We start from the raw sequence: 26,788 nt of genomic DNA, 5'->3' as shown, positions 1-26,788 counted from the left end.
GTTGCGAGAGCGTACCGCGCGCGGGGCGAACTGCGCCTGCATCCAGACGTCTTCGGGCTACCTGGTGATCGACCGTCTCGTCGATGCCGGGGCACCGGTCGACCGATGCTGCCGGATCCTCGGGGTCGTCCGGCAGAACTACTACAGACACAAGCGCACCCGACCACACCGCGGCAGCTGCGACGGGAGTGGCTGACCGGGCTGATCCAGGAGGTCCACGTCGCCTCACGCGGCACCTACGGCTACCGCCGCGTCCGCGCCGAGCTCACCCTGGGCATGGGCATCCAGGTGTGATCGAGGACCGTGTCGGTGCTGATGACACAGGCCGGGATCTACGGACTGCCCGGACCGGTGCGGATCAAGCGCCTGCGGGGTGTCGTCACCGCCGATGACCTGGTCAACCGGAAGTTCCATCGGCCGCGTCCCAACGAGCTGTGGGTCACCGACATCACGCAACGCCGCACCAGAGAAGGGTGGGTGTACTGCGCGGCGGTCCGCCGAGGATCTCGAGGCCGTCGCCCTGGCTGTCAATAACCGACCCCGCAAGATCCTCGGCTGGAAGACGCCGGCCGAAGTCTTCGAGGAACAGCTACGCTCACTGCAACAACCCGGTGTTGCAACGACCGGTTGAAATCGCCCAGTTCACCTCGGGGGTCTTCGGGGAAAGGATCCGCTCCGCAGGGCTCCTGCCATCGTTCGGCACGGTCGGAGACGGCCTGGACAACGCGATGATGGAGTCGTTCTGGTCCTCGATGCAGATCGAGCTGTTGAATCGTAGACGGTGGATGACCCGGGTCGAGTTGACGAACGCGAACTTCGAGTACATCGAGGTCTTCCACAACCGACAGCGGCGCCACTCAGCACTGGGCTACCGCACCCCGATCGAGTACGAACTACTCTCCGAACAAGACACCATCCCCGCCGCCAGTTAGCCACCGCAGATGGAACCCAAACCGTGGGGCACGTCAAGGTGTCACCCGATCGTGCGGCAGACCCGTTACGGCAGTGGCCCTGCGGGTGATCAGGCAGTAGCGTTTTCAGCGAGCGGTTCGCGGGCGGTCTGTACCCGCGGATCGGGGTTCGATGGGTCCTCTCTCGGGAGTGCTCATGATCCCTCTCGCGCGAGGTTGACAGGCACGGCGCGACCGCCCGTGCGGGCGAACGGCCGCAGTGAAGATCTGCGTGCGGCCAGTACGCGTGTCGGTCCAGATCGGGTGGAAGACGTGGCCGGCAGCTGCGGCCAGGCCCTGGTAGTTGCCCAGCCAGTGCGTGCTGCCTGTGCCGATTGCCTGCCGCGGGTCGAAAGACCGTGTGGTGACGCGCAGGGGTGGTGCGAAGGTGGGCGGCCTCGTTGCGGAGCGCGCCGGATCCGATACGAGGAGCAGAACGTCCATGAGCAGTGTCGTGACGGACAGGGCGTAGACGGAGATCGCAATGCGGTGGCTGTCGTCGACGGCAACCTGTGGTTGCAGGAAGACCGTCTCGTCGCTGGCCGCAATGGTCATCGGTTCGCTCCACAGCGGTGTCTGGCCGGCGGAGGTGGTGGAGGTAGTCAACAGTAGCCGCGACAGGCCGGTTGCGTCATCGAAGCCGGTCAGTGCCGCGCACATGAGACCGCTGGCAGGAGCGGCGGCGAGGGCTGGACCGCTCTTGGCGGTGACGTCTCCCAGGTCCGGTGCCATGGCCGGAACCTCGGCCACGTCGTGGGGCGCTGTGAAACTCCCGCCGTGGTCGTCGGATGAGACGGCTCGCAGGGCCACACCACCGTCGAGGGATCTGGCTCCGTAGACGACCGTGAGCGAGCCGTCCGGTCCGGCTGCGGCCACGGGGGCGGTGGCCTGGGCCCCGGTGGCCGGGTCGAGCGCACGCGGTGACTCGAAAGCGCGGCCGCCGTCCATGGATCGCGCGAGGACCACTCCGTCGTCCGTGGTGCCGTACATCCGTGCGGCGACGTACAGTGGCGCGGGTGAGGGGCGGCGTCCTGTTCCGATCGCGAGCCAGGGATGGTCCACCAGGCCGATGCCGCCAGCGATCGCCGTGAGGGGTGGACGGAAGCTACGCCCGCCGTCGTCGGTGCGCCACAGGAGGGCGTCACCCTGCCGTGACGGCCCCTGGGAAGCCACGACGCCGCACACGAAACCGTGACCGTGACCGTCGAAGGCCACGGTTGGATTGCCGTCGTAGTCCGGCACCAGGCCGGGCAGCAGGCCGTGCTCCTGCCAGGTGTTGCCCCCGTCGAACGATGTGTACGTGGCGAGGCCGATATCCGGCCCGACGAATACCCGGCACGTTGCAAGGAGGTTGTCCGGGTCACGTGGATTCACGGCGAGGGCGGGTTCGATGTGCGCGGCGAAGGCGTCCTCGGTGACCCGTGCGTTGGCCGGCACTGTGCCCTCTTCTCGTCGCTGCGGCGCCACCGCCCGTGATACGCCGCCGGCCGTCATACACGACAATGCCGCGCCCGCCAGACCACCGAAGGCCCGCCGCGACACGACTCGATCGAACGTCCCCATCGGAAAGATCCCTTCGACTACGCCGGTCCTGCACGGCAAAGGAGCGTCGGCTTCGGACATCCGTCGCACGGATAGGCCGACACTGCCGATACTGCGTGTTCCCTGATGCCTTGTAATCGCGCTGGGGTATTGCGTCCGCGGTCGCACCGGGTGCGCGACGAGTCATCCTCGGGAACGAGTGACATGCGACTGATTACTGGTCAAGGACAGGCGCAACGCCGTGGACGGGGGCACGGCAGTAACCACCTTGGGTGTAACCCCTCTTCGGGAAGCGTCGAGCGTGGATCAGCTGAAACGGCAGGCGGGTGGCGGAATGGATCTCGTCGTGGTTGAGGCACGACGCACGAACGCTGGTCACTGCTTCTGCGTCTGGGGAGTCGAACCGAGCAACGGTGAGGTCACGCCGAGCATCTGGTGGGGAGATTCAGGGCTCTGTCCGCAGTTCCGTGAATCCCCAGGTCAGGGGCGGGAACGAGGGATTGTTTCAGTAGTGTGTTTCCTGTCGTGGCGAGCAAGACGGTTGAGGATGTGCTGTTTCCCGGGGTCGCTGTGCGAGTGGAGCGCGTCAGTGGCTCCTTCGTCACCCTGGTGGTGGAGGCGGTGTCCACCGGTCGGTCGAGCCTGTGCCCGGACTGCCGGAAGCAGGCGAGACGCGTGCACAGCTGCTACCAACGCACCGTGAATGAGCGACCGTTGGGCTCACGTTCGGTCGTGGTCCGGCTGCGGGTGCGCCGGTTCTTCTGCGACCGGACGAGGTGTTCCCGGAAGACGTTCGTCGAGCAGGTGCCGGGCCTGACCGATCGGCACCGCCGGTCGAGCACCGGGTTGACGGGGTGGCTTCGGTCGATCGCGGTGGAACTGGGCGGACGTCCGGCCCCGAGGCTGTGCCGACGTCTGCGGCTGGCCGCGGGCAAGACCCGGCTGCTCAGTCTGCTGACGGCACCACCGGTTCAAAGCCGGGCCCCTTGGGTACTGGGGGCGACGAGTTCGCCTTCCGCAAGGGCTGCACCTATGGCACCCTGCTGGTCGACGTTGAGGTCGGCCGGGTCGTCGACGTGCTGCCCGACCGCACCTCGGAGACGTTCGCGGCCTTGGTCAAGGACCATCCCGGTCCGGAGATCATCTGCCGTGACCGGGCCACCGCCTAGACGAAGGCGGTCAGGGAAGCCGCCCCCGACGCCCTGGAAGTCGCCGATCGCTGGCATCTGCTGCAGAACCTGTCCGCCGCGGTGGAGAAGACCTGTCACCAGCACCGTAGCTGCCTGCGTAAACACGCCGAGCAGGAGGTGGAACCCAGCGTGCCGGAACCGGTCCCGATGGAACTGCCGGTGCCGGAACTGCCACGCACCCAGATCATCGAGCGGACCCGTCACCGCTTCGAGGACGTTCACCGCTTGGTGGAGAAGAGCTGGACGATCAGCGCCATCGGCCGGAGGCTGAACCTCGACCGCAAGACGGTACGCCGTTTCCGCGACGCTGACCTCGACGAACTGCTGGCCACTGCCCGCGACCGCCGTCCCAACGGCGTGCTGGAGCCGTTCAAGGCGTACCTCAATACCCGGTTCACCGAGTCCCAGGGGCAGGTCAGCGGCACCCGCCTGTTCCTGGAGATCCGCGAGCGGGATTACCGGGGCAGCCACCAGGTCGTCCGCAAACACCTTGCTGCCCTTCGTGCGGGCACCGCCGAGCCTGTCCGGGCCGACATCCCCAGCCCTCGCAAGATCACCTCCTGGATCATGCGCGGCCGCGAGAGACTCTCACCGAGAGCCAGGATCAGCGGCTGCTTCAAGTCCGGCTTGCCTGCCCGGACATCACCCGCGCTTGCGACTTGGCCCGTGCCTTCGCAGACCTGGTACGTCATCGGCGCGGAAGCCTGCTGCTGGAGTGGATCCGCCAGGCCGAGCAGGATGCCCCGAAGCCCATGCAGGGCTTCGCTGGCTATCTCCGCCAGGACCTCGACGCCGTCACCGCCGGCCTCACCCTGCTCTGGAGTTCCGGTGTCGTGGAGGGACACGTGAACCGCGTGAAAACCCTGAAGACAAGTTGTGGATGCCGGAACGGGACAACGCCTGCAATGCCTGCCGGAAGCGGCGGTGGTCATCGATGAATGCTGGCCGCAGGCCATGAGGGGCGAGGACGCGCGGGTCAGCGTGGCTCGACGACCGGGTGCCCGGTAGCGACGCCCGAGTTCTCTGACGTGGACCGGCGGCTATGCGTCCTTCCAATTCGGAGTCGACTCCCGGCTGAGCCTGCGACTCATCAGGTCGATCATCGCGACGTGGATTATGGCTTCGGATCGGTGTGGGTGGGTTTCGTAGTCGCGGGCGAGTCGGCGATGGTGCATGAGCCAGCCAAAGGTGCGCTCGACGACCCAGCGTCGGGGGATCACCTTGAACCCTTTGACGCCGGTGTCACGTTGGACGACTTCGACGTCGATGCCGAGGCGGGCACCGTGGTCGATGGCTTTCGTCCGGTAGCCGGTGTCGGCCCATGCCTTGGTCACGCGAGGGTTCGCGGCGGCGATGTGGGAGAGGAGGCGGATGCCGCCGGCGTTGTCGGAGACGCTGGCCGCGGTGACCCAGACGGCCAGGAGAAGTCCGAGGGTGTCGACGCCGATATGGCGCTTGCGGCCAGCGATTTTCTTGCCGGCATCGATGCCTTGGCTGGCTGCGGGTACATTGGCGGAGGTCTTGATGCTCTGTGCGTCCAGCACGCAGGCGCTCGGCTCGGCGTTACGGCCTTCGGCTTCACGCACCAAACGACGCAGCAGGCCGTTGAGATGGTCGAAGATGCCCTCTTTTTGCCAGGCCGCGAAGTATCTGTAGACGGTTTCCCAGGGGGCGAAGTCGTGCGGCAGGTAGCGCCAGGGGATCCCGGTACGGTCGACGTACAGGATGGCTTCCATGATTCGGCGCAGATCATGCTCGGGCGGGCGCCCGATGTCCAGTCCCTTGCCCCTCCGCTCGGCACGCCAAGCTGACAGGAGGCGTTCCAGCAGCTCCCAGCGGGCATCGGACAGATCGCTGGGATACGGGCGGTGTCGCGTCATGTTTCGGTAGTAGCGTCAGGCGCAGCCCGTCCCCAGGGCTCAAACGGGGCCAAGCAGGGGCGCCTTGGGATCAGACAGGAGCGAATCGACTGAAACGGACTGGCGCACGATGACACCTGCCGCACATGGCCCATCAAGCGCATCTGCCCCAGTCATCCCAGGCCGACCCGCCACCCGAAGCATTATCAAACACTTCATATGGGACAAAACGCTTTTTTAGAGGTCGTCTCATTCGGACGGACAGCAAAGGTGAGACCTATGGATGCAGGTCGTTGCACCTGATGTACTGCTGCGGCGACTTCGGCCAGGGGTACCGGCCAGGGATGGGCTGGTCATGAGCGGTCCGCTAGCTGGTACACGAGGAGGGGGAGTGGCGTCCGTGGGCGGGCAGAAAGAGGCCCGTGAGGGGGAGGAGTGGCCGATGTTCACTCGGACGGCCTGGCTGGTACTCGCTGCCTCGCTGGTGGTTGTAGTGGTGGCTGTGGTCATGCTTGTGACCATTCACCCGCCCAAAATGGAATGGGCGTGCCCAGGGTTCAGGGGTACTTCTTGCTACCGGAGGCCGCGCCGGCTACCAGTCAGCATTCCGGCCGTGGCCATGCTGGCAGTGGGCGCGACCACCGCGTTGATCACCGTGCGTGCCGGATTTGCGCGTCGGCGGCTTCGGAAGGCCGCGACGGTGAAGGACAGCCTTGCGCCATGAGTCTGCAGTAGCAGATGAGAGGTGGGCTGGAGGGGTGCCCCCACCCTCGGACCGGGGGACGCACCGAGGGTTGCAGCACCCCCGGGCAAGCCGGGCCCGTTGAGGCAGATCAGCTCCCGGGGCAAGCCTGTCAAGGTTGGCGACACCTCTTCTGCCGAAGCCAGAAGAGGCCCACAGAGGTACCGGCGGGACGGGAGCGTCAGCCAAGGACAGGCAGCGCGCGTACGCGAGCTCCCAAGTGCCGCCCGCCCCTCGTCACCGCCCCGGCCCCGGTTCGGGCGCAACATCTCTTGCGACTAAGAGGCCGCACGGATAGGCGTGGTGGGGCCTGAAGAGGACAGAACAGGCACTGGTCTTGGCGATCACGGAGTTGTGACGCGCTGTGATCACTGTCGGCCTGTGCCTGCGCTTCCGTCAGGCTGACCGAAACTCTTTCAGTCTCGACGGCTACGGGGTCGCTGCTCCTTGGCCTCGTACTCCTGCCGGGCCTGCTCTACCTTGCCCAGGTTGACCGACCAGTCGGCGAGTGCGGCAAACAGCGGTGCCAGGCTGCGTCCCAGTGCGCTGATCTCGTACTCAACCCGCGGCGGAACCTCGGGGTGGTAGGTGCGCAGGACGAGCCCGTCGCGTTCCAGTTGCCGTAGCCGTTCGGTCAGCACTTTGGGCGTGATGGTGGTGATGGCCGCAGCCACTTCAGTTGCATCCCTGCGCAGCGGTGGGAACCTGGAAGCGTGGGCTAGAGAAGCGACGACGCGCCCTGGCGACCACTGTTAGCCACAGGCCGCCAATCGGTACGGAGGACGGTCAGACAGCGCGACCGTCTAGCACCCGAGTAAGCGTCCCCTCGTGGGAGGCTTACCGAGGGCGTCTACCGACCGGTCCTCCATCAAGGCCCGCGGACGCAATTCGGGGTTTTCGCAGCCGCCGGAAACGAGGTCCTGCGAGAAGGTGGCCGGACCCTCTTCCGAGCGAGGCACTCTTTCAAGCAAGTGGGAATGCGCAATGACGTCGATGGTATGCCTTTACGAATCCGCGGCCCGAGCCTCCCTCACGGAGGATATGGGTAACCGGAAGGTGTTCGCAACCGACGGAAACGAGGTAGCGCCGCTCTCCCTCGAAGAATTGGCTGACCTGCTCAAGATTTACAAAAACATTGAGCAGCAAGGGGATGCCGTACGGCCGGTTGAGCGACTGCGGGAGTTGCAAGCATTCGGAGAGAAGCTGGTGCGGGCTTCGAAAACCGCCACGGCGCCCGAAGCTCGCCTTCTTGGTGAAAAAGGATCCGGCTATAGCCGGAACGCGCAGGAGCTTGAGGCTGCACTCCACACTTCGAGCCCGGGCAACCTCTTGCTGTTGGACGACACTGGCCGGAAGATACTGGAATTCTTGTGGGGGCAAGTCGAGATACGCCGCGGACTGCCGGAACGGATCCTTCACGTGTGCACTGATTGCAGGAAGGAGACGCTGGTCAATCCGGACTACCAGGAGATGCGAGAGAAGGCGCGCCGGGACCTGGAGCAAGATCAAAAAAGTAAGCGGATCGCCGAAGCGGCTTTCCAGACGTTCTTGAGCCAGGGCGCGTATACCTACCGACTGATCAACGCCCTCACGGACACCGGTCACGCCGGGCAGCCCCTCGTCTCCTTTGTGTGCCCCGCTTGCGAGGGCGTTGAAGCGGAGAAGACCCTTGTAGCATTCTGCCCGAATTGTCACAGCCAGCGACGGGAACCCGTTTTGGCAATATGCCCCAAGTGTCGCCACGATTTCCGCTGCTCTGTGACGGGGCTCACATGCTGGGAAAAGTGGCAGACACCTGTATCGGAAGAGCGCTTTTCTCAGTGCGCCAGGTTTCCGGGAGTTGGACGTACTGTCGACTTCGTGCTTGGCGGATCCTGCGTCCTTGGTGGATGCGAGGGTGGCGAACTCATACTGTGGTCTGCAGGCGAGAGTCGAGAATCCCTGGAATCTTCAAAACTATTGTGGCATGGGGAATCTCCGCACGGCTTTAAACTCGCCGCTCCAGATCCACAGGGGGGGCAATTCGCCCTCTGTAGTAGAAATGTCAACGTGCAAGTCTACTCGGTGCACCATGACAGGCTCGAACTGATACATAAGTTCAATGCTGGATGGGGGGCAGGAATATCATCTCCGCTGGAAGCATTGGCCTTTGATGGAAGGAGGGTGATCACTGCCTCAAATGAGGGCGCGATGCTTTGGGACGCGGTAAGCGGGCGGAAGATAAAAACGCTCTCATTCGCCTGGTATAGGCGGCACGCGGCGATCAGCTCTGACGGGGCATGGATTGCCATTGCCGGCTCGCATTCCCTGGCCGTCTATTCGACACGGGCGGGATGCTCGAAGTATTTCAGCACAAAGACAGCTGAAATACAAGGCATAGCCCTCCACCCGAGCATCCCGCTGGTGATCGCGGCGTGCCCGGACAACGTCAGGATGTGGGCGATCGACGCGGGCGCTCGCACGCCGCGCTTCGGAGCCGGGCAGAGGGTGCCCTTTGATAAGCGGAGTCACCCGACTGGCGCGATCGCAGTCGACCCACGAGGGGAATACTTGGCAGTTGCCTGCAAGGAATACTGTGTAGAGATTATCTCTCTGCACCGATGCACACGAGTGACCTTGCCCTGTGAAGGTGATGTCGTCGATGTCTCATTGGATTACTCGGGGCGAATCGCCGTAGCCCTGAGGGCCGCAGATAGGCCGGAAAGCATGATGCAGATCTGGAAAATTCCGCCGAGCGATGACCCGTCCTGGAGAATCGACCATTGGATCCCGGAACGAGGGTAGATTCCGAGCCGATAGTCAACGTTCCGAACCGACCGACGGATCACGAAGAGAGGGCAGAACAGTGACCGATAATAGCTGGGATATTTATACGACCGAGGGCGGCGAAGATCCGGGTGAGATCGGAAACAAGGCGGACGATCTCCAAGACCTGGCAGACCAACAACCGTCTGACGACACCGAGGCGTACTTGAGCCAATCCGTCGACTACGCGGAACAAGGTGCCTCCCAAGTAGGCGACGCTCAACAGGACGTTCAACAGGCTGACACCGATGCGGCGAACGCTGCGTACCATGCAGACCTAGCGCAAAGCGAGGCAGCCCAAGGCTACGTTGACGATGCTAAATGGGATCTCCAACAGGCGGATGTGAGTCAAGCCTACGCAGCCGAGCACTCGGGCGATGCGGCGTGGAGCCTGGACGACGCCTCAGCCAGCCTCAGTGGCGCAGCGGTTGATGCGTCAGCCGGCGGAGTCGATGACCTGGCTGACACTTTCGATTCGGACTCCGACGCTGCCGCGGCAGCCGCTGATGACTACGACGACATGAGCGACGACGTGTCATGATGTTGATCATGGTGACGGCAAGGACGTTGCCGTGGTGCGTCTTGGCGAGTCCCGCGTGGCCCCGCTAATCCCAACTCGCTGGGTGAGCCGGTGCGGTTCGTCGAGCAGGGCCGCGCCGAGGCTCGGGCACAGATGCTGCAGTTCATGCCCGAGCCGATCGTAGAAGCCACCCTTGACATCCTGGGCACACCGAAAGCCGCTGAGCAGCAAGTGAGCGCTGACGTCGAGCAGGTCCTCGGCCGTCCGCCCCACACCTTCGCCGAGTGGGCTGCGCGCAACGTCGCAGCCTTCAAATAGGAGGTTGCGCGGATAGGGGTGGGGTCATGGCCGGCGGTTCGGGCGTTCGTCCCAGCGGTGAGTCGTCCATGCCCGCCGGATCAGGCTGCGCATGATGATGATCGTGTCTGCGAGGTCGAAGAATGCATCGACGACGGTGACACGCCGCTCGTAGCAGCGGGCTAGCCGGTGGAAGGCGTTCTGCCAGGCGTGGGTGCGTTCGACGTGCCAACGCTGACTGGCCTGGATGGGCGCCTTCTCGCCTTTGTGCGCGATGCGGCCGTTGAGGCCGCGTTCATCGAGCAGGGTGCGTGTCTTGTCCGAGTCGTAGCCGGCGTCCAGGTGCACGGTGATGGTGTCGGGCAGCGGACCCAGGTCGCCCAGGCGGTCCAGGGTCGGGGCAAGCAGCGGGGAGTCGTGGCGGTTGGCACCGGCTAGGACGCGGCCAGTGGAATGCCGTATCCGTCCGTCATGCCCGAGCGTTTCAAGCCCTGTTTGCCGCGGTCGACCGGGGAACGCCCGGCCACCTCGCCGCCTCCGGGAGCCTTGGTGATGGAGCCGTCCACGGCGATCTGGTCGAGGACGAGGCCGACGATCCGGTCGTAGGACTCCAGCGCGATCTGCTTGAGCCGGGCGAAGATGCCCTGTCGCATCCATTCGTCGCGGCGGCTTCGGATCGTGGTGGCCGAGCAGGTCGTGTCGGCGATGGCCTCATAGGAGCAGCCGAAGCGCAGCAGTTGCAGCATCTTGTCGAAGATGATTCGGTCGCTGATGCGTCGGCGGTGGCAGCCAAGTGGATGCTTCGGGTGGTACTCCGGCCGCTCGGGCAGCAGGACCGCGAATTGGTCCCAGAGCGGTTCGGTCAGCCATGATGGAAGCGCGGGCACAGGTCTCCCCAGTGATCACAGAGCGTCGCAACTCCATGATCACCAGGGCCTGTGCCCGTACTGTTGCCGATGCCCCCAACCGCGCCTATTCGTGCGGCCTCTAATCCTGAGTCGCCGTCCGGTGTTCGTTCCGCGCGGCGCGGGGGCCGCGCGGCCGACCGGGGGCGCAGTGTTGCGCTGGAGGTTGCGCGAGATGGTGCGCAGGGTGTTGCGGGAGGCGTTGCGCCGGAGGTTGCGCAAGCCGAAGCGCTCACGTCGCGTCCGCGCAGGTCATCACCAGGATTCGTACGTGGGCGGCGGTGGACATCCCCCACAGAGCACCCCGCGATCGCCACGGCAGAAGGAGAGAAAGGAAGGGCCGGGAGAGGGCGGGGCGTGAGGAGCGCTGCGGAGGATCGGACGGCCCGGAGGTGCTCGCGCGACGGCGGGCCGCGCGCGCCCTGCGGGTGGTCTCCCGCGAGCGGCCGTGACCAGTCTGCCCGGGGCGGGAGTTGTCGGCGTATGCACCTGACCGACGTCTGCTGACCATGGCGGCCGCCGTCACCGCCGTCCTTGCGACCGTCATGTCCGCGGCCCCGCCCGCACCCGCCGTGCCATCGAGGCCCGCGGCTACGCCGTGCGCGTCGACGCGGACGGCCGTCCAGCGGGTGCCGGTACGCAAGCCCGCGTGGAACGAGGGACCGGTCGTGACGACGCGCTCGCCGATCGTGCGCTACCTGCGCAAGGGGGAGCGGGTGACGTCGTGCGTGGTCGGGGCCGCTGGTCGCAGTACCGGGAGTGCGGTGGCGGGAGTCTGTGGCGGATCGTGCCCGGCGGGCAGGTGCCGGCCGGGTGCCTGCGCCGTGCATGACCACACAGACGCCCCCTGCACACAGGGACCGGCTGCAGGAGCAGGCGCTCACCCTCGCCGCCCTGCTCCTGACCGGACCCCCTGCTTGCGTCCTGCTGGATCGGTCCCGTGGCCACGTTCGCGGTGCTGGCTGTCCTGGTCGTCGGCGCCTACGCCGTGCCCGGTCTCACCTGCTGTCTGGCGATCCGGCGCGGTGCGCGAGCTGCTGCGCAGCCTGCCCGGGGCGTGACGGACGGCAGGGTCTGCAGGGGACATCCGGGAACGGGAAAGGGCCGTCCCAGCGGGCGGCCTTCGATAGAAGTCTCAACCTGCCTGAACAATGATTCACTTCGGGAGATCAGTCGAATCTGCCCGCCGGGATCCGCATCCTCACCGGTCAGGCGACGTCGATGCCCAGCTCGGTGTCCGGACGGCAGGCAGTGCAGGCGGCGAAGCCCCGGGGGTCGTTCACGAGCGCCTGGCGGGCGATCCCGGCATCGAGAGGCCGGCCGCTTGTGAACCCCTTGGTGCAGGCGCTGGTGTGCACGAGCGCGCCGCTCGATGGCTTCACGGGCCGCTCCACAATGAACCGAGCTGGGAGGCTCCTGCCGGACTCGCGAGGGCTGGCGGGAGCGGCGGGGGCCGGCGGGCGCTTGGGGGCCGCCACCGAAGGGCGCGGGATCGCCCTGCGTTCGCCGCGGGAGAGCGCCGCCAGGACGGCGCTGCGCTGGAGGCGTAGGTAGGTCGCGATCGTCTCGGTGTCGGCCGGCTGCTTGTCGAGGTGCGCCAGGATCGCGCGTAGGCGCGGCGGCGGCAACTCGTTCATGCATTCGATTCTAAGGGTTGCTTGCGCCGCCCGGCGATGCGCCGGTGTCCCGTGCCCGTGAAGATTGATCGTTGCCGGCGAAGGTTGGTGATCAGTGAGTTCGCGCCATCGAACATTGATCGGCGCGCTGCCCTGACGGATCCTGACGCTCATCCAGCCGCGTCCACACGGTCGCTGGTAGCGCGTGTAACAGCCCATAATCGCAGGTGGAGGTGCGCTGCGCGCGAGTGGACTGCTCCTCGTAGTGACACGAAACAGCCCTCGCCGCGGTCGCACCCGGCGCGATCATGCCTCACGTGAGAGGGGTCGGGATCGGTGCGAGACTTGGGTAGGAAAGGGGTGATCCCCGTGTCGGACCCAGAGCACGCGTCCGCCGGTTCCGACACCGCCGTCGATGAGAATCGGCTGGAAGAGCTGATCATTGAGGCGCAGACGGCCCTGCCCGTCGAACTGCCCGCCCTGGCGAACCGGTGCGCCATAGCCCTCGGCCTGGACGCCGCGCTGATTTACCTCGTCGACCTGCAACAGCGTCTGCTCATCCCGCTCGACGAGACTTTGGATCCGCTGCCGGTTGCCGACTCGATGGCCAGTTGGGCGTACCGCACCGTCTCCCCGCGGGTCGCCGATGCCGACGACGGCTTGATCGTCTGGATGCCGATGGTCGATGGTGTGGAGCGGCTGGGCGTGCTCGCGGTGCGGACCGCCTCGCTCGACGGGGCGCGGCTGCGCCGCAGCCGGATGCTGGCCCATCTGCTCGCCATGCTGATCTCCTCCAAGCGTGCCTACAGCGACTGGCTCGCCGCCCGCACCCGCACCGCGACCATGCGGCTGCCCGCCGAGATGCTGCGGGCCTTCCTGCCACCCCGCACCATCGGCAGCAGCAGGTGCGTCTCCACCGCGGTCCTGGAACCGGCGTACGACGTCGCCGGCGACGCCTTCGACCACTCGGTGGTCAAGGACGTGCTGCACACCCTGATCCTCGACTCCATGGGGCACGATCTGACCTCCGGCCTGACCGCGTCGGTCGCCATGGCGGCGGCGCGGAACGCCCGCCGCAGTGGTTGCGACCTGGCCGACGTCGTAGGGTCCATCGACCAGGCGCTCGCCCGATGGCTGCCCGACCAGTTCTGCACCGGCGTGCTGTGCCGGCTCGACGCGCAGACCGGGGTGCTGCGCTGGGTCAATTGCGGTCACCCGCCACCACTGCTGATCCGCGCCGAGCGGGTGCTCAAAGGGGCGCTGGACAGCCCCCCGCAGCTCCCGATCGGCCTGGCCGGCCAACTCGCCCCGGAAGCATGGCAGGTCCACGAGACGACACTGGAACCGGGCGACCACGTCCTGCTCTACACCGACGGTGTCGTGGAGGCCCGCGACATGGACGGTGCGGAGTTCGGCCTCGACCGGTTCACCGACTTCATCATCCGCTGCTACGCCGCCGGTCAGCGCCCGGCCGAGGTGCTGCGGCTGCTCATCCACGCCATCCTCAACCAGCAGCGCAACCAACTGCGGGACGACGCGACCATCCTGCTCTTCGAATGGCGCCCGCAGCACCGGTGACGGGCCATGCGCCGAGCCTCGATGCTTGCACGCCGTTTCCGCCCGAGCCGCGGACCAAGACGGAGTGCCGGCCTGCGCGATCTGCGGCGCGGACACCTCACTGCACATCGCCGGCTTAGGGGTGCTGCGGAGGGGCGGAAGCATCAAGGCCCTGCGGAGCGTCGCCGCGGGCGGACAGATCAGGAATGGTCGGGGGCGGGCTACTTGAACCAGTAGTGGACATCGTGATGGTGGGAGCAGGTGCCCTTCGAGTGCCGCGAGTACGACAGGGAAGCGTCCTTGCACTTCGCGGTCTCGTGCTTGTCCGCGGGCTTCTCGTGGTGCGTCCACCCGCCCACCCCGGTGGTGTGGTGGACGCAGTGGTGAGCGGTGTTGGCCGACGGCAGCGTTTCCGCGGAAGCGGACGGCGCGCTGAAGAAGACGCCGGCGCCGGCGACCGCCACGGCGCAGGCAGCAAGACGAGTGCGCAAAGGATCCCCCCTGTGGAGCTGAGCAAGTGCAGCGGAGCCTGTAGCGCTCTCGGCTGCCTCCTCGTGTGACTTTGGGCCTCTTTACCCTGGGTTGGGCCGCGCGCCCGGCACTCGTCGGAGCACGGGCATGTGGGAGGCGGCTCGCTGCCGGGCACCTCCACGGCGGGGCGCAAACACATCGCGGGGCCGTGAAGTGTGGTGGCCGGGACGGCGGCCGCGGACGAGGACATCGTCCTCGCGCCCTATGACGTTGGCCGACGCGTCGGGTGCTGTTCCTGGGCCTGCGCGACGAAATTGCGTCGTGTTCACCCTATGTGACGAGCCGACGGGTTAGTCGCCGCAGGGCGGGGCAGAGGGGGTTGTGAAAGGCGGTGATTTTGTGGACGAGAGGATTCGCAGGTATTTCATCCGTGCCTCGCTGGCGGCGCTGCTGATGGGAGCTGTGCTCGGCTTCGCCTCGGGAGGCATCTTCGGTGCTCTGGTGGGCGCGGGAATCGGCTTTGCCCTGGCAGGAGGCAGTGTCCTGTACTGGGGTGAACATGGTGGTGCGCGCCGCCGTCAGCCGGCAGGTCAGGTGGCGTCAGGTCGTTCTGGCGGCCGGCACCTCAGGAGGGCTCGCCGGGTACCCAACCAGAGGGTGGGGACCTCGACTGGCCGGCGGCATCCGAGCTACTGACTTCGCCAGCGTGGCTCGGGTGAGGGCGATGGTGGCGTCGGACCGGCGCAGCACCGGTCGCGGGTGCCAGGCCGTGGCGTGGGCCTGACCGAGCTGATGTCAGTGAGCTGGGCGCGGGGGCTGGGCACGGTCGTGTTCCACAGGCCCCGAGCGTGCCCACCTCCGCGATCGTCCTGAAATGAAGTGTGCGGTCCCCGACGCCTTCGCTGTCCTACGTACTGCCGACTGGCTGGGCTGAAGAAGCGGCAACCGTGGCCTTTTTGCGCTCTCCGGCAAGAACACCGGGCCGGCCGCATGGGAATGCCCAGGCGTCCCGCCACGTTGTACAGGGCGTGGTCGTGAAGGGGACAGTGTCCCCGGGCCTCACCTATTGCCCATGAGGACGATCGTTTGGCTGAAGCCTCATGGAGCCTTTCGCCGCGTAGGCGACCGCCCTTCACGACCACCCGCACGCCGGTGGCCCGCCCGCAATCACCCCGGAGGCCGCCCGTCCGACGATGCCGCACCACCGCACCGACGTCGTCCCGCTGCGCCGGACCCCATGACCGGCCCCTTCACGCTCGCGCAAGTCGACGAATTGGTCACCCGCAGCCACAGCGACGGCGTCACCGACCTCGCCGCGGCCGCGCTGATCGAGCACGACGCCAAGTTCCTGCTCGTCCGCACGGCGACCGGGGACCTGGACACGCCACCGGCGTGGGACCTTCCGGCCAGCCCTGTTCTGCCCGGGGAAACCGTGGTCGACGGCTGCACCGCATCCTCGCGCAAGCCCTCAGCTACTCGAACGCGAAGATCACCGCGTTCCTCGGCATCGTCGACGCCGACAACGGCACCCGCACCTTCGTCTTCTCGACCACGGTGGACCAGCCCGACAGCGTCTGCTGGGTCGGCGACATCCCGCACTGCTGGTCCGACAACATCACCATCAGCGACCTGATCCCCGAGATCAACCACGTCCTTCGCGCCTACTACGCGATCGACTTTGGCTGACCCTCACCGATCATTGTGGCCCGGCGACCTAACGGTCGCCGGGCCACAAAGCGGTGTCGTCAGGGCCTGTGATGCATCCGCGACGGGGAGCCGTTGCGTTTCGCCACCGAAGGGGAGGAAGACAGTGCGGCTGGTGAGGAACCACGCGCCGTCGATCTTGCGGAAGGCATCCTCGTAGTGGCCGACGTTCGCCGGGAGCCTGGGCTCGATCATCCCACCTGAATAGCCATCGACCCGGTATGTCGTCAGATACGAGACCGCCCGCGCCGTCGCCTCGGACTCCACTGTGACCAGGATGTTCGTCATCAGACGGCGCGACAGCCTGTCCGCCGGGCGAGAGGCGAAGTAGGCGCGCAGGGCCTCGCGCCCCTCGATGCGCCGGTCCCCAAAAGGCCAGTGCCAGACGCCATCGGGCGTGAACAACTCGGCCACCGAACTCGGGTCGCCGAGGTCAAGGCGGTGGATGAAGTCCACAATGATGCGCTCGCAGGCGCGTTCCGCGAGCATCCGCTCGACCGGGGGCATGATCTTGTGGTCCATACCCCTGTCTATCAGCCCTAACAGGTCCCAGGGCAACGGCTTTTCCGCACCAGCACCGGCAGGGCGCGCTCTTCGCTCCCCACCCTCCCCACTCGATTCACCAGCGGACGAACTGGGGCGAAAATCGGCCGTGGGGATGTTGGCGAAGCCTCATCACGGTCGGCCGCAGCTGGTCGACCTTGGCATGCCGGTCTTCAGCGACCACGCACTCCGCCCCGGCAGGGACCGGGAGGACCCGGATGACCGGCCCTGATCCTGTCAATGAGCGGGTTCGGCCTGGCGAAGGCTGCGGAACACCGTCGGGGTCGCCCACCCGCGCAACGTGGCGTGAATCGCCGATCGGAATGCGGTTTCGGCCGTGGCGGCGTCGAGGGCCCCGGCCAGTTCGAGAGTCACCAGTCCGTGCAGGGTGGCCCAGATCGACAGGGCGATCGACGTTGCTTCGCCGACGAGGATGGACGCCGCCAATGCGCGATCGATCGCCGCGAGGAGCGGACGGATCGGGTCACTGGCACCGGCCTCCCCCGACGGGTCGAAGGACTGCACACCACCGAACAGCACCGTGTACAGATGGGTGTGTCCGCGCCCCCAACGACGGTAGGCGACAGCCAGCGCATAGAGGTCGGCAAGAGGGTCTGCGGAGGTCTTCTCCGCCGACAGGTCCTGGAACAGGCCGGCGACGGCTCTGTCGCGCACCGCACCGATCAGTCCGTCCTTACCGCCGAACAACGAATACACCGCCGTCGTCGACGCCTCGGCAGCAGCGGCCACGGCGCGGACCGTGAGTGACTCCCGCGGACGGGTGGCAAGCATCTCGGTCGCGCACTCCACAAGCCGCTCTTTGACGGCCTCGTCGTTTGTTCTCGGCCTACCCACGGCCAGCAGCCTACCTCGGTTTGGTAACGTCGTTTTGAAACGACGTTCTGTAACTGTCGGAGGTCCGCCATGCCCACGCTCGCCATACGTCTTGTCCGCTTCACCGGACGCTTACTGCTGGCCCTGGCCGCCGTCGCGATGCTGGTCGTCGTCTTTCTGGCACTGATCGCCCTCACAGACGGGGCAGGCTCGGGGCTCGCCGCATGGTTGACGACCCTTGGAGTCGGGGCTGTCCTCGCGACGTGGTCGGGTCGGCGCCGCACTTGGCCGGCACGGCTCATGCCGTTCCTGCCAGTGGCTATCGCGGCGGCGTTGACGGCATCGGTCTGCATCCCGACCGTGCCGACGGCCCGGCGGTACCCGCCCGCCCTGCCGTTCGTGACCACGCAGCACTGGAGCCTGACCACGGGCAGCCGGGTCGCGGTGTACCACTACCCGCCCGCGCACCCCAGCCCCCGGCATCCCATCCCACTCGTGTACCTCAACGGCGGGCCAGTCCGTGGCATCTCAGTGCTCGACCACCGGTTCCTGCAACGCCTGGCCCGCCAGGGCTACGACGTCTACGCCTACGAACAGGCCGGCGGCGGACGCAGCGATCTGCTCCCCATGGGCCAGTACACGATCTCCAGGCCGGTCAGCGACCTTGCCGCTTTCATCGACCACCTGAACAAAGGCAAGGTCGACATCCTCGGATTCTCTTCAGGCGGGGCCGTGCTCACCCGAGCCCTGGCGGACCCGCGCGTCGCCGGACGCTTGCACCGGGCGATCATCGCCGAGCCCGGCCCCATGGATGGCCCCACCGCACACATCACCGGGCACAAGGGCCGAGAATCCGCTCGCGGCCTCGCGCCGGCCCCGACCGGACCGCGATCGACACACGTCCCCCGGTACGCCGTGGCATTCGGCCTCATGCGGCTCGGACTCCTCAGCCCCGACACCGGACTGATCGGACAGGCCGAGGGCGACAACGCCTTCACCGCCGCAGACCTCGGCAGCGACACCGCATCCGCATACTGCGTGCGCGACGCGCACCGCATCCCCGCCGAGGACAGCGCGCAAAACTTCTCCTTCAGCCCCGCCGCCAGCCTCCGCATCCAGCAGACGGTCAAGGACTCACCCTCCATCGCCTCACAACTGAGGCAGTCCCGGACCCCCGCGATGCTGATGATCGCCGAGTGCTCCTCCCAGATCCGTCAATGGGAGACCACCGTCCTTGCCGATGATCCCGCCATCCAGCGCACGCAGTACATGCCCGGAGTCGGACACCACATGTGGAACGGCCTGGACGACAACAACGACCGAGCCGCCGCCGTCATCACCGCGTTCCTTCAGGACAAGCCGGCACCCCTGCCGAACTACCCGACTCGCGACGAGATCCCTGCCTTCCTGCGTGATCACAAATGAAGACCTTGAGGCCCGTCACCGGCAAGGGCTGGCGAACCCTCGAAGCCGTCCGGGCCCTGAGTCAGTCACAGCCAGGGACGAGCTCTTGGAGAGCCCGGCGGTAGGCGTCACTTGAGTCTTCTGGTGGTGGGCAGGTGTCCGAGCGGTAGCGCGGCGGACGCGCGTGCGGAGCGTGACGAGTACGCATGGCCGCGCCCGGCTGATCCCTGGATCCTCGAACGTCGGCTGAAGCCTGGCCGGGGCGGGCGGCTGCCGAAGGGTCAGGCGGCGGGGACCGCCTGCGGGTAGAGCACGCTCGGGTCGGCGGACAGGGCCGCCTTGAGCTGGACGCAGTTGTTGTCGGCGAGGATCTCCATCTTCCCGGCCTCGATACCGTCGAGGGCGGCGCGCACGACGTCGGCGGGGTCGTTCTTCTCCACGTCCCACCCGGCCATCATGTCGGTGTCGGTGCTGGCCAGGTGCAGGCCCGTCACCGCGGTTTTCTGGCCCGCGAGTTCGAGGCGGATGCCGTTGGTGAGGCTCCACGCCGCCGCCTTCGACGCGCTGTAGGCGTTGGCCCCGTCGTAGGCGAGCCAGGACATCGCCGACAGGACGTTGAGGATGGCCCCACCGCCGTTGGCGGCCAGGACGGGAGTGAACGCCCGGACCACGTTGAGGGTGCCGAAGTAGTTGGTGTCCATCTCCAGCCGGATCTTCTCGGGGTCCCCGGTGACGAGGTTCTGCTGGGTGAAGATGCCGGCATTGTTGATCAAGAGGGTGACGTCCGAGGCCGCGCCCGCCGCGGCGGCGACCGAAGCCGGATCGGTGATGTCGAGCCGCAGTACCTCCACACCGGGGAGGTCGACGAGGTGGGGGGTGCGCGCGGTCGCGTAGACCTTGGTGGCGCCCCGGTGCAGGAGCTGTTGGGCGAAGTGCCTGCCGATGCCGCGGTTGGCGCCGGTGACGAGGGCGACGGAACCGGTGATCTTCATGGGGAGTCTCCTGGCAGTGGTGAGGTGATCTCTGTCCGGGCTGTTCGCGGGCTACGCTAGAACCTGACGTTGACGTCAGAGGCAAGGAACGTGATCCAGGTCACGGAGGGGGCGTTGATGCGCATCGGTGAGCTGGCCTCAAGGGTGGGCGTGAGCGTGCGGGCACTGCGTTACTACGAAGAGCAGGACCTGCTGGCCCCGGCGCGCAGCCCCAGTGGCCAGCGGCAGTACCCGGACAGCGCGGTCGACCGCGTCCAGCTGATTCAGCAGCTGTACTCCGCAGGGCTGCCGAGCAGGGCGATCCTGGAACTGCTGCCGTGCGTCGAGACCGGTGACGTGACCCCCGCGCTGCTCGACCGGCTGTCGGCGGAGCGGGACCGCATCGATACGCAGGTCAGCACCCTGGTGAAAACCCGGGACCGGCTCGACGCCATCATCACCACAGCCTCCACGGCCAGGAGCGCGGGCCGGCCCTGCCCTCGTTGAGCAGCGCGCCTTCCCCAGGCGTGCGGCAGTGGTTGTCCGCCCGACGCGGACGGACGCCCGTCAGCAGGCGTCACTTGAGTCTCTCGGTGGTGGACCGTCCGTCCCGGCGGTAGAGCGGGGTCGCACGGCAAATAAGCATGCGGAGCGTGACGATCGCGGCGGACAGGGAGAGGTTGAGGTCCACAGCGCACTGGCGCTTGTCGGTGCAGCGGCGGAGCTTGCCGAAGCCGTTCGTCCATGCGCGGCTCCGCTCCACGACCCACCTCTTGCCGGCCTGGATCGGTGCGGGCACGCCCTTGCGGGCGATCTCGCCGGTGAAGCCCAGTTCCTCGAGCGCGGCTCGGGTCTTGTCACTGTCATGGCCCCGGTCCAAGTTGACGTCGACCTGCTCGGGAAACACACCGATCTGCTTCTTCGCGGCCTCCAGGGTGGGCACGGGCAGCGGGGAGTCATGACGGTCGGCCCCGGCCGAGACGAGACCGATCGGGACGCCGCGGGCTTCGGTGGCCACTGAGCGCTTCAGGCCCTGCTTGCCCCGGTCGACCGGGGAGCGTCCGGCTCTCTCGCCGCCGCAGGGAGCCTTGGTGATGCACCCGTCGACGGACAGCTCACGGAGTTGGAGGCCGATCATGCGGTCGTACGCCTGCACGGCCGGCCCGTGGACCTGCTCGGCCATGCCCAGCTGCGACCAGTACTTGACGCGGCGTCGGATGGTGCGGTCGGAGCACTGGCGGTCGGCGATCCGCTCGTATCCGGAGCCGTGCACCAGGGCGGCGATGACGCGCTTGAAGACAATCCGGAAGGTCGACGAACGAGGTGTTCCGGTCCTCCAGGCGCCCTGCCCACCCCAGAGTCGGCGCCCCGTCCTGGCCGAACCCGCGCAGGCCGACATCCGACCACGGCCTCCAGGTACGTGGTGTCAACCAGTGCACGTCGCTGGGCCGGCTGTCCTTGGCACGGGTTCTTGCTTGCGGCCTCGTCCCGGCGGCTGCGGCTGACCTCGTCGGCGTCGAACCCCATCACTTGCCTGAACGGCCGGTCACCGATCTCCTGGGCGATCAGCGCGTCGCCGGCCTCGCCCTGGGCATGCAGGCTGCAGAGCCGAATGCCGCCCTGCTGGGGAACGGTGCCGCCTGTCTCGTACTCGTCCCACAGCGCCCAGGGCCCGCGCTCGATGATCCGCTCGGGCTGGCGGGAGTCGTCCATGGCCGCGATGTCCAACGGGCGGCTGGCCCGGGCGACTTGAACGAGGCGGACCCGGTGCTCGCACAGGAGCGGCAGCACGTACTGAGCGGCGCGGGCGCGGGTGGCCGGCCACTTGTCCCCGGTGAGCTCGTCAAGCACCATGGTGCGGCCCAGATCGACGCCGTGGGCGGACGGGTCCTCCGGCATCTTCACCAGGTACGCGGTCGAGTCGACGCCCAGGCCCCAGTTGATGACCAGCTCGACATCGGCGCCGCCGGTGCGGGGTGCGGCGGTCATGCGGCCGCATCCCCTTGGTCGGCCTTCGGGTACGGGTGGGAGGTGGCGATGAGCCGGCGGCCGGTGCGCGGCCCGGTGTAGGCCGCGTACTTGTGGTTGCGCCCGTGAGCTACGACCCGCGCGCCGGTGGCCTGCAGGGCCTCCTCCGGCCACCCCCGGCCGGCCTCACCCTCGTCACGGGGGCGAGCGCCGAGGGTGACCGGGCGCCGCTCGACACCGCCGCGGCCGCGCTCGCCGTTGCGGACCTTGGACATCGCGCGGTCGTGGAGGACTGAGCCGTCGGGCAGCAGCGTCAGGTGCCGGGGCCGGGTCTTGCCCGGGCAGTCCATCCCTTTGGCCTGGTAGATCGTCCCGTAGTGGCCGGGAAGGACCAGCTCGGGGCCGTGGGCGGTGGGACGGGCCCTGGGCTCGGGGTCGCTGTGCGCGACGATCCCGCGGACGCCCCGGGCGGCGGCGAGCCGGAAGGCGCGGCCCTGCGGCCGCGTCTGCGCGTTGGCCGGTACCTCGTCCAGCAGCACCAGCCGGCTCGGCTCCAGCGACTCCTCGTACGGAGTGTTGTGCGCATCCGGCGTGGCCATCGCCGCAGGTGAGCACTGCAAGGCCAATGAGTGGACGCTTCGCCTGGCTGGAGCAGGGGGCTGTCGGCACCTGCCGAATGGCTGGTCGAGTGGCGACGGTGCCGGCATCGCCGAGTTGCCGCAGTCGGGACGGCGGGATGGTGCGTGCCGCGCGGGCTGCGATCACGGTGTGGCGCTCTGCGCCTTCGGAGTGGCGTTGCAGGCCGTCGCCGACGACCCACGCCGAGGCGGAGGTTCTCGGCCGTGCGGCCGCCGGGGCCGCGCTCCTTGCCATCGGCCCCGTATCGCCATAGCATTACGATCGTAAGGTAAACGATCGTAATTCAATTGCTCGAGGAGTCCGTCATGGCGACACAACGGCCGGTAGCACTCGTGACGGGAGCGTCATCGGGGATCGGTAACACAACCGCTCGCGCCTTCGCCGCAGCCGGGTTCGAGGTGATCGGAACCGGGCGGAACACCTCGGGACTCACCCCGCCGGCCGGTGTGGCTTTCCTCGACCTCGACGTGACCAGTGACGAATCGGTCACCGCCGCCGTCCAGGAAGTGATCGAACGGTTCGGTCGGATCGACGTTCTCGTCAACAACGCCGGTCTGGGCTCGGCGGGCGCCGCCGAGGAGAACTCCGTCGCCCAGGCCCAGAGCCTCTTCGACCTCAACTTCTTCGGTCTCCTCCGCATGACGAAGGCCGTCCTGCCGCACATGCGCGCCCAGGGCCGTGGACGCATCGTCAACCTCTCGTCCGTCCTCGGCGTCATCCCGCAGCCCTACATGGCCCTCTACGTCGCTGCGAAGCACGCCATCGAGGGCTACTCCGAGTCCCTGGACCACGAAGTCCGCGAGCACGGCGTCCGCGTCCTGCTCGTCGAGCCCGGCTACACCCGGACCGCCTTCGATGCCAATGCCGCGCAGCCCGACACCCCGCTGCCGCTGTATGCGGAGCGGCGGCGTGTCTTCGACGAGGTGGTCGCTGAGGCGATGAAGGCCGGCGACGACCCCGCCGTCGTCGCCAAGGAGATCGTCACGGCAGCCACCGCCACGAAGCCGAAGCTGCGCTACACCGCCGGACCGCTCGCCTCACGCATCACCACCGCGCGACGCCTCGTCCCCGCCGGGATCTTCGACAAGCAGATCCGCAGGTTCAACCGGATGCCCGGCTGACGGCACACCCGGCTCATCGACCTGCAGGGCGCGCGAGAGGCGCGTTCAGCTCTGACCTGACAAGGAGCAGCACCATGGGAATCAGCACGCAAGCACAGCAGTTCGCACACTTCCTCGAAAGCGTGCACGCGAAGGCGTCGACACCGGGCCTCGATCTGGCCGTCGTCCGCGACGTCGTCGACACACATGCTTCGGCATCGACCGAGCCGGAAGGCGTCACCTACGCCGGACGTGGACGCCGACGGCGTCCCCGCCCTGTGGGTCATCCCTGAGGGCGCCGACCCTGACAAGGCGCTGCTCCACTTCCACTTCGGCGGATCGGTCGCCGCATCGATCGCGTCGGACCGCAAGGCCGCCGGCCACATCGCCAAGGCGGCCGGAGCCCGCTCACTCGTCGTGGGCTTCCGCCTGGCACCCGAGCACCCCCACCCGGCGCAGATCGACGACGCCGAGACCGCCTACCGCTGGCTCCTCGCGCAGGGCTACGAGCCGCGGAACATCGGCAGCACCGGCCACTCCATTGGAGGCACCCTCGCGGTCGCGCTGCCGCTGCGCCTGCTCGCCAAGGGCGAGGCAACCCCCGGGGCGACCGTCACCATCTCGCCGTGGACCGACCTCACCATCAGCAACCCGAAGGCGGACGAGAACGAGGAACACGACAAGATGCTCAGCCGGGACATCCTCGAGCAGTTCCGAGCGGCTTGGCTGCAGGACCCCGGCGTGGACTTCGCCGACCCCGACATCAGCATCGTGAACGCCGACCTGACCGGCCTGCCGCCCACGGCCCTCCACTACGGCGAGTACGAGACGCTTGCCGGCGAGGGCGCCGACTTCGGCCGCCGACTCGCCGACTTCAAGATCACCTCCGAAGTCCGCCCGCTGCCCGGGGGCCAGCACTCGTTCATCCTCGGCGCGGGGCGCGTGCCGGAGGTGGACCGGGCGATCGGGCAGATGGGTCAGTGGCTTCGCCGGCACCTCGGCAGCTGACGTGGAAGCCGCCCGGACATGCGCATCGTCCGCCAAGAAGGCAACCGAGAAGATCACACAAAGAGATGGCTGACATGAAGGCATTCGTCGTCGAGAAGTACGGCAAGGACGGGCTGCGCGCCGCAGACGTTCCCGAGCCCACCGTCAAGGACAGCGACGTCCTGGTCCGGGTGAGCGCCGCCGGCATCAACCCGCTGGACAAGATGGTCCGCAACGGGGAGTTCAAACGACTCCTGAAGTACAGGCTGCCCTTCGTACTCGGCCACGACATCGCCGGCACCGTGACGCAGGTCGGGTCCGCCGTGCGCGACGTAGCCGTCGGCGACGAGGTCTACGCACGTCCCCGCGACCTGCGGATCGGAGGCTTCGCCGAGTTCATCGCGATCGACCAGGACGACCTCGCACCCAGGCCGCAGTCCCTCACCCCTCGCGAGGCGGCCGCGGTGCCCCTGGTGGCACTGGCCTCCTGGCAGATCCTCGTCGACCGCGCCCACGTGATGCCGGGTCAGAAGGTGCTCATTCACGCCGGTGCCGGTGGCCTCGGATCGACGGCCATCCAGCTCGCCAAGCACCTGGGCGCCACGGTGGCGACGACCACGAACACCCGCACCGAGAAGTTGGTCAGGAGCCTCGGCGCCGACATCGTCGTCGACTACACGAAGGAGGACTTCTCCAAGGTGCTGTCCGGCTGCGACCTGGTGCTGGACTCCCTGGGCGGGGCGAACCTCGAGAAGTCGCTGACCGTGCTGAAGCCGGGCGGCCTGGCCATCGGCGTCGCCGGCCCCCCGGACGCCGGTTTCGCCAGGCAACTCGACGCCCCCGCGTTCATGGGCATGGCCATGAACGCGCTCAGCCGCAAGGTGCGCAAGCAGGCCAAGGCCCTGGGCGTGCGCTATGAGTTCTTCTTCATGCAGGCCAGTGGCACCCAGCTCCGCGAACTCGGCGCCCTGTACGACAACGGACGGCTCCGCCCGGTCATCGACCGCACTTTCCCCTTCGACCAGTCCCTCGAGGCGATGGCGTACGTCGAGCAGGGGCGTACCACGGCCGGAAAGGTCGTGATCTCGATAAGGTCGTGATCTCGATGGCGCCCGGCAACGACTGATCGGGCTGGCCGCAAAGAAGGCGTGGCGGTGCTCCAGATGCCGGTCGCCTCCCATGGGAGTTCATTCGTAATCCAATACGATGGCGAAACCGGCGGAGGGCAGGCGACCCTTCCGGCGCACAAAGGAGCGAGCGCGTGGCGCGTTACGGGAAAGAACACAAACAGGCGACCCGGCAGCGGATCATCGAGACCGCCGGCCGCCGGTTCAAGAAGGACGGTATCGACGGCTCGGGCATCTCGACGCTGATGGCGGACGCCGGACTGACCAACGGCGCCTTCTACGCCCACTTCGCATCCAAGGACGACCTCGTGGCCGCCGCGGTCGCGGACCAGCTGCGCACGCAGTACGCGGACGTCATCGAGCAGGCGGCCCCCGGGATCGCCGGACTCGAGCAGATCGTACGGTGGTATCTGTCGCCCCAGCACCGCGACAGTCCCGACGACGGCTGCCCCTCCGCCGCACTCCTCGACGAGATAGGGCGCTGCGCGGACGAGACCAAGCAGGCGTACACCGACGGCGTGCTCGCCGTCATCGACGGTATCGCCGCTCGCCTGGCGCCTGCCGATCCGCGCTCGGTGCGCACGAAGACCCTCAGCGTCTACGCCATGATGGTCGGGACGCTGCAGCTCTCCCGCGCCCTGGCCGACCGGCGACTCTCCGACGAGCTCCTCGAAGAGGGCATCCGCAACGCCCTCACTCTGCTCAGCGCACAACCACCGGCTACTAGCGGCTGAAGGTGCTGTTCGACGGGGACGTGGTGCCCTCCTACCACTGCCCGGTGCTCTCCCGGGAAGGCGCCTGCGCCGGTCCGGGGTTGCCGCCCCGGGCGGGCGCTTTCGCACGGGATGCCCAGCGGATCGGGCAGAGCGGCAGTTGTGCTGCCGGTTCGTGCTCATAGCGTCCCGGCTCCGCGTCCTTCCCGGGGCCGTGCTCCCATTCGACGGGGCCTTTCCGGACTCCACGCCCGACCGATTTTCCTGTCCGTCTGCTACCCCTGTGACCTGCGAAGGCGATGCGGCAGGCGGGGAAGCGGGGGGAGTTGGGAAAAGATCTTGGT

The 26,788-nt window shown here is 67.4% G+C and carries 22 protein-coding genes and 7 pseudogenes; 17 read left to right on the top strand and 12 right to left on the bottom strand.

Annotated features, from left to right (window positions below):
* Positions 1–64 precede the first annotated feature (64 nt).
* From AB0472_RS09055 to AB0472_RS09045, 3 pseudogenes are all read left to right on the top strand, one after another.
* Positions 65–495, top strand: a pseudogene (locus AB0472_RS09055) (IS3 family transposase); the annotation flags it as partial.
* Positions 485–631 (top strand): annotated as a pseudogene (locus AB0472_RS09050) (IS30 family transposase); the annotation flags it as partial. The pseudogenes AB0472_RS09055 and AB0472_RS09050, both read left to right, overlap by 11 nt.
* A gap of 7 nt (positions 632–638) precedes the next feature.
* A pseudogene (locus tag AB0472_RS09045) lies at positions 639–932 on the top strand (integrase core domain-containing protein); the annotation flags it as partial.
* Between the two features lie 105 nt (positions 933–1,037).
* On the opposite strand, the gene AB0472_RS09040 reads toward AB0472_RS09045, so the two are convergent.
* Positions 1,038–2,513: a sialidase family protein gene (locus AB0472_RS09040; RefSeq protein WP_366354725.1), complete on the bottom strand. Its 1,476-nt coding sequence runs from the start codon at positions 2,511–2,513 to the stop codon at positions 1,038–1,040.
* Between the two features lie 965 nt (positions 2,514–3,478).
* Here AB0472_RS09040 and AB0472_RS09035 point away from each other — a divergent pair.
* On the top strand, positions 3,479–3,661 hold the full coding sequence (locus tag AB0472_RS09035; protein WP_366354723.1) for a transposase: 183 nt from the start codon (positions 3,479–3,481) through the stop codon (positions 3,659–3,661).
* A gap of 581 nt (positions 3,662–4,242) precedes the next feature.
* The gene (locus tag AB0472_RS09030; RefSeq protein ID WP_366355174.1) at positions 4,243–4,620 is read left to right on the top strand and encodes a transposase; all 378 of its coding nucleotides are present in this window, start codon (positions 4,243–4,245) and stop codon (positions 4,618–4,620) included.
* Positions 4,621–4,722: 102 nt separating this feature from the next.
* Here AB0472_RS09030 and AB0472_RS09025 read toward each other — a convergent pair whose 3' ends face one another.
* Complete coding sequence (locus AB0472_RS09025; RefSeq protein WP_366354721.1) at positions 4,723–5,562, bottom strand: IS5 family transposase; 840 nt, start codon at positions 5,560–5,562, stop codon at positions 4,723–4,725.
* Positions 5,563–6,699: 1,137 nt separating this feature from the next.
* Positions 6,700–6,939, bottom strand: a pseudogene (locus AB0472_RS09020) (helix-turn-helix domain-containing protein); the annotation flags it as partial.
* 328 nt (positions 6,940–7,267) lie between these two features.
* Here AB0472_RS09020 and AB0472_RS09015 point away from each other — a divergent pair.
* The 3 genes and pseudogenes from AB0472_RS09015 to AB0472_RS09005 form a co-directional block, all read left to right on the top strand.
* Entirely contained in the window at positions 7,268–9,067 is a 1,800-nt protein-coding gene (locus AB0472_RS09015) for a hypothetical protein (protein WP_366354719.1), read from the top strand.
* A 61-nt stretch (positions 9,068–9,128) separates the two neighbouring features.
* A complete protein-coding gene (locus tag AB0472_RS09010) occupies positions 9,129–9,629 on the top strand; it encodes a hypothetical protein (RefSeq protein ID WP_366354717.1) in 501 nt (166 codons plus the stop codon).
* A gap of 72 nt (positions 9,630–9,701) precedes the next feature.
* Positions 9,702–9,926: pseudogene (locus tag AB0472_RS09005) on the top strand (NmrA family transcriptional regulator); the annotation flags it as partial.
* Positions 9,927–9,950: 24 nt separating this feature from the next.
* Here the strand turns inward: AB0472_RS09005 and AB0472_RS09000 are convergent.
* From AB0472_RS09000 to AB0472_RS08990, 3 genes and pseudogenes are all read right to left on the bottom strand, one after another.
* Entirely contained in the window at positions 9,951–10,562 is a 612-nt protein-coding gene (locus AB0472_RS09000; protein WP_366354715.1) for a transposase, read from the bottom strand.
* A 29-nt stretch (positions 10,563–10,591) separates the two neighbouring features.
* Positions 10,592–10,792: pseudogene (locus tag AB0472_RS08995) on the bottom strand (IS5/IS1182 family transposase); the annotation flags it as partial.
* A 1,226-nt stretch (positions 10,793–12,018) separates the two neighbouring features.
* On the bottom strand, positions 12,019–12,447 hold the full coding sequence (locus AB0472_RS08990; RefSeq protein ID WP_366354713.1) for a DUF6233 domain-containing protein: 429 nt from the start codon (positions 12,445–12,447) through the stop codon (positions 12,019–12,021).
* A gap of 348 nt (positions 12,448–12,795) precedes the next feature.
* Between AB0472_RS08990 and AB0472_RS08985 the strand changes: the two genes are divergently transcribed.
* Positions 12,796–14,004, top strand: coding sequence for a PP2C family protein-serine/threonine phosphatase (locus AB0472_RS08985; RefSeq protein ID WP_366354711.1), 1,209 nt, complete (start codon positions 12,796–12,798; stop codon positions 14,002–14,004).
* 200 nt (positions 14,005–14,204) lie between these two features.
* On the opposite strand, the gene AB0472_RS08980 is transcribed toward AB0472_RS08985, so the two are convergent.
* Positions 14,205–14,474 (bottom strand): DUF3761 domain-containing protein, encoded by a 270-nt coding sequence (locus AB0472_RS08980; protein WP_366354710.1) that lies wholly within the window; start codon positions 14,472–14,474, stop codon positions 14,205–14,207.
* A gap of 1,372 nt (positions 14,475–15,846) precedes the next feature.
* Here AB0472_RS08980 and AB0472_RS08975 point away from each other — a divergent pair.
* Positions 15,847–16,140 (top strand): hypothetical protein, encoded by a 294-nt coding sequence (locus tag AB0472_RS08975; RefSeq protein WP_366354708.1) that lies wholly within the window; start codon positions 15,847–15,849, stop codon positions 16,138–16,140.
* Between the two features lie 3 nt (positions 16,141–16,143).
* On the opposite strand, the gene AB0472_RS08970 is transcribed toward AB0472_RS08975, so the two are convergent.
* The gene (locus AB0472_RS08970; RefSeq protein ID WP_366354706.1) at positions 16,144–16,680 is read right to left on the bottom strand and encodes a nuclear transport factor 2 family protein; all 537 of its coding nucleotides are present in this window, start codon (positions 16,678–16,680) and stop codon (positions 16,144–16,146) included.
* 258 nt (positions 16,681–16,938) lie between these two features.
* On the bottom strand, positions 16,939–17,556 hold the full coding sequence (locus AB0472_RS08965) for a TetR-like C-terminal domain-containing protein (protein ID WP_366354705.1): 618 nt from the start codon (positions 17,554–17,556) through the stop codon (positions 16,939–16,941).
* 69 nt (positions 17,557–17,625) lie between these two features.
* Here AB0472_RS08965 and AB0472_RS08960 point away from each other — a divergent pair, with 69 nt between their 5' ends.
* A complete protein-coding gene (locus tag AB0472_RS08960) occupies positions 17,626–18,960 on the top strand; it encodes an alpha/beta hydrolase (protein WP_366354704.1) in 1,335 nt (444 codons plus the stop codon).
* Positions 18,961–19,220: 260 nt separating this feature from the next.
* Here the strand turns inward: AB0472_RS08960 and AB0472_RS08955 are convergent, their stop codons facing one another.
* On the bottom strand, positions 19,221–19,931 hold the full coding sequence (locus tag AB0472_RS08955) for an SDR family oxidoreductase (protein ID WP_366354703.1): 711 nt from the start codon (positions 19,929–19,931) through the stop codon (positions 19,221–19,223).
* 117 nt (positions 19,932–20,048) lie between these two features.
* On the opposite strand from AB0472_RS08955, the gene AB0472_RS08950 reads away from it, so the two are divergent.
* A complete protein-coding gene (locus AB0472_RS08950) occupies positions 20,049–20,417 on the top strand; it encodes a MerR family transcriptional regulator (RefSeq protein WP_366355172.1) in 369 nt (122 codons plus the stop codon).
* A 70-nt stretch (positions 20,418–20,487) separates the two neighbouring features.
* Here AB0472_RS08950 and AB0472_RS08945 read toward each other — a convergent pair.
* Together AB0472_RS08945 and AB0472_RS08940 are read right to left on the bottom strand one after the other, a co-directional pair.
* Positions 20,488–21,216: pseudogene (locus AB0472_RS08945) on the bottom strand (transposase); the annotation flags it as partial.
* A 679-nt stretch (positions 21,217–21,895) separates the two neighbouring features.
* On the bottom strand, positions 21,896–22,477 hold the full coding sequence (locus AB0472_RS08940) for a hypothetical protein (RefSeq protein WP_366354702.1): 582 nt from the start codon (positions 22,475–22,477) through the stop codon (positions 21,896–21,898).
* A gap of 345 nt (positions 22,478–22,822) precedes the next feature.
* Between AB0472_RS08940 and AB0472_RS08935 the strand changes: the two genes are divergently transcribed.
* The 5 genes from AB0472_RS08935 (at position 22,823) to AB0472_RS08915 (ending at position 26,465) form a co-directional block, all read left to right on the top strand.
* Positions 22,823–23,638: an oxidoreductase gene (locus tag AB0472_RS08935; protein WP_366354700.1), complete on the top strand. Its 816-nt coding sequence runs from the start codon at positions 22,823–22,825 to the stop codon at positions 23,636–23,638.
* Between the two features lie 74 nt (positions 23,639–23,712).
* Positions 23,713–23,910 carry a hypothetical protein gene (locus tag AB0472_RS08930; protein WP_366354699.1) on the top strand — a complete coding sequence of 66 codons (198 nt, stop codon included), beginning with the start codon at positions 23,713–23,715 and terminating at the stop codon, positions 23,908–23,910.
* Complete coding sequence (locus AB0472_RS08925; protein ID WP_366354697.1) at positions 23,870–24,625, top strand: alpha/beta hydrolase; 756 nt, start codon at positions 23,870–23,872, stop codon at positions 24,623–24,625. Before AB0472_RS08930 ends, AB0472_RS08925 begins: the two co-directional genes overlap by 41 nt.
* Positions 24,626–24,699: 74 nt before the next feature.
* The gene (locus AB0472_RS08920) at positions 24,700–25,704 is read left to right on the top strand and encodes an NADP-dependent oxidoreductase (RefSeq protein WP_366354695.1); all 1,005 of its coding nucleotides are present in this window, start codon (positions 24,700–24,702) and stop codon (positions 25,702–25,704) included.
* Positions 25,705–25,865: 161 nt separating this feature from the next.
* The gene (locus tag AB0472_RS08915) at positions 25,866–26,465 is read left to right on the top strand and encodes a TetR/AcrR family transcriptional regulator (protein WP_366354694.1); all 600 of its coding nucleotides are present in this window, start codon (positions 25,866–25,868) and stop codon (positions 26,463–26,465) included.
* Positions 26,466–26,788 lie beyond the last annotated feature (323 nt).

The organism is Streptomyces sp. NPDC086777, from assembly GCF_040702065.1.
Taxonomy (GTDB): Bacteria; Actinomycetota; Actinomycetes; order Streptomycetales; family Streptomycetaceae; genus Streptomyces.
Note: the sequence above shows the minus strand (reverse complement) of the source record. Positions and strands in the feature narration are given on the sequence as shown.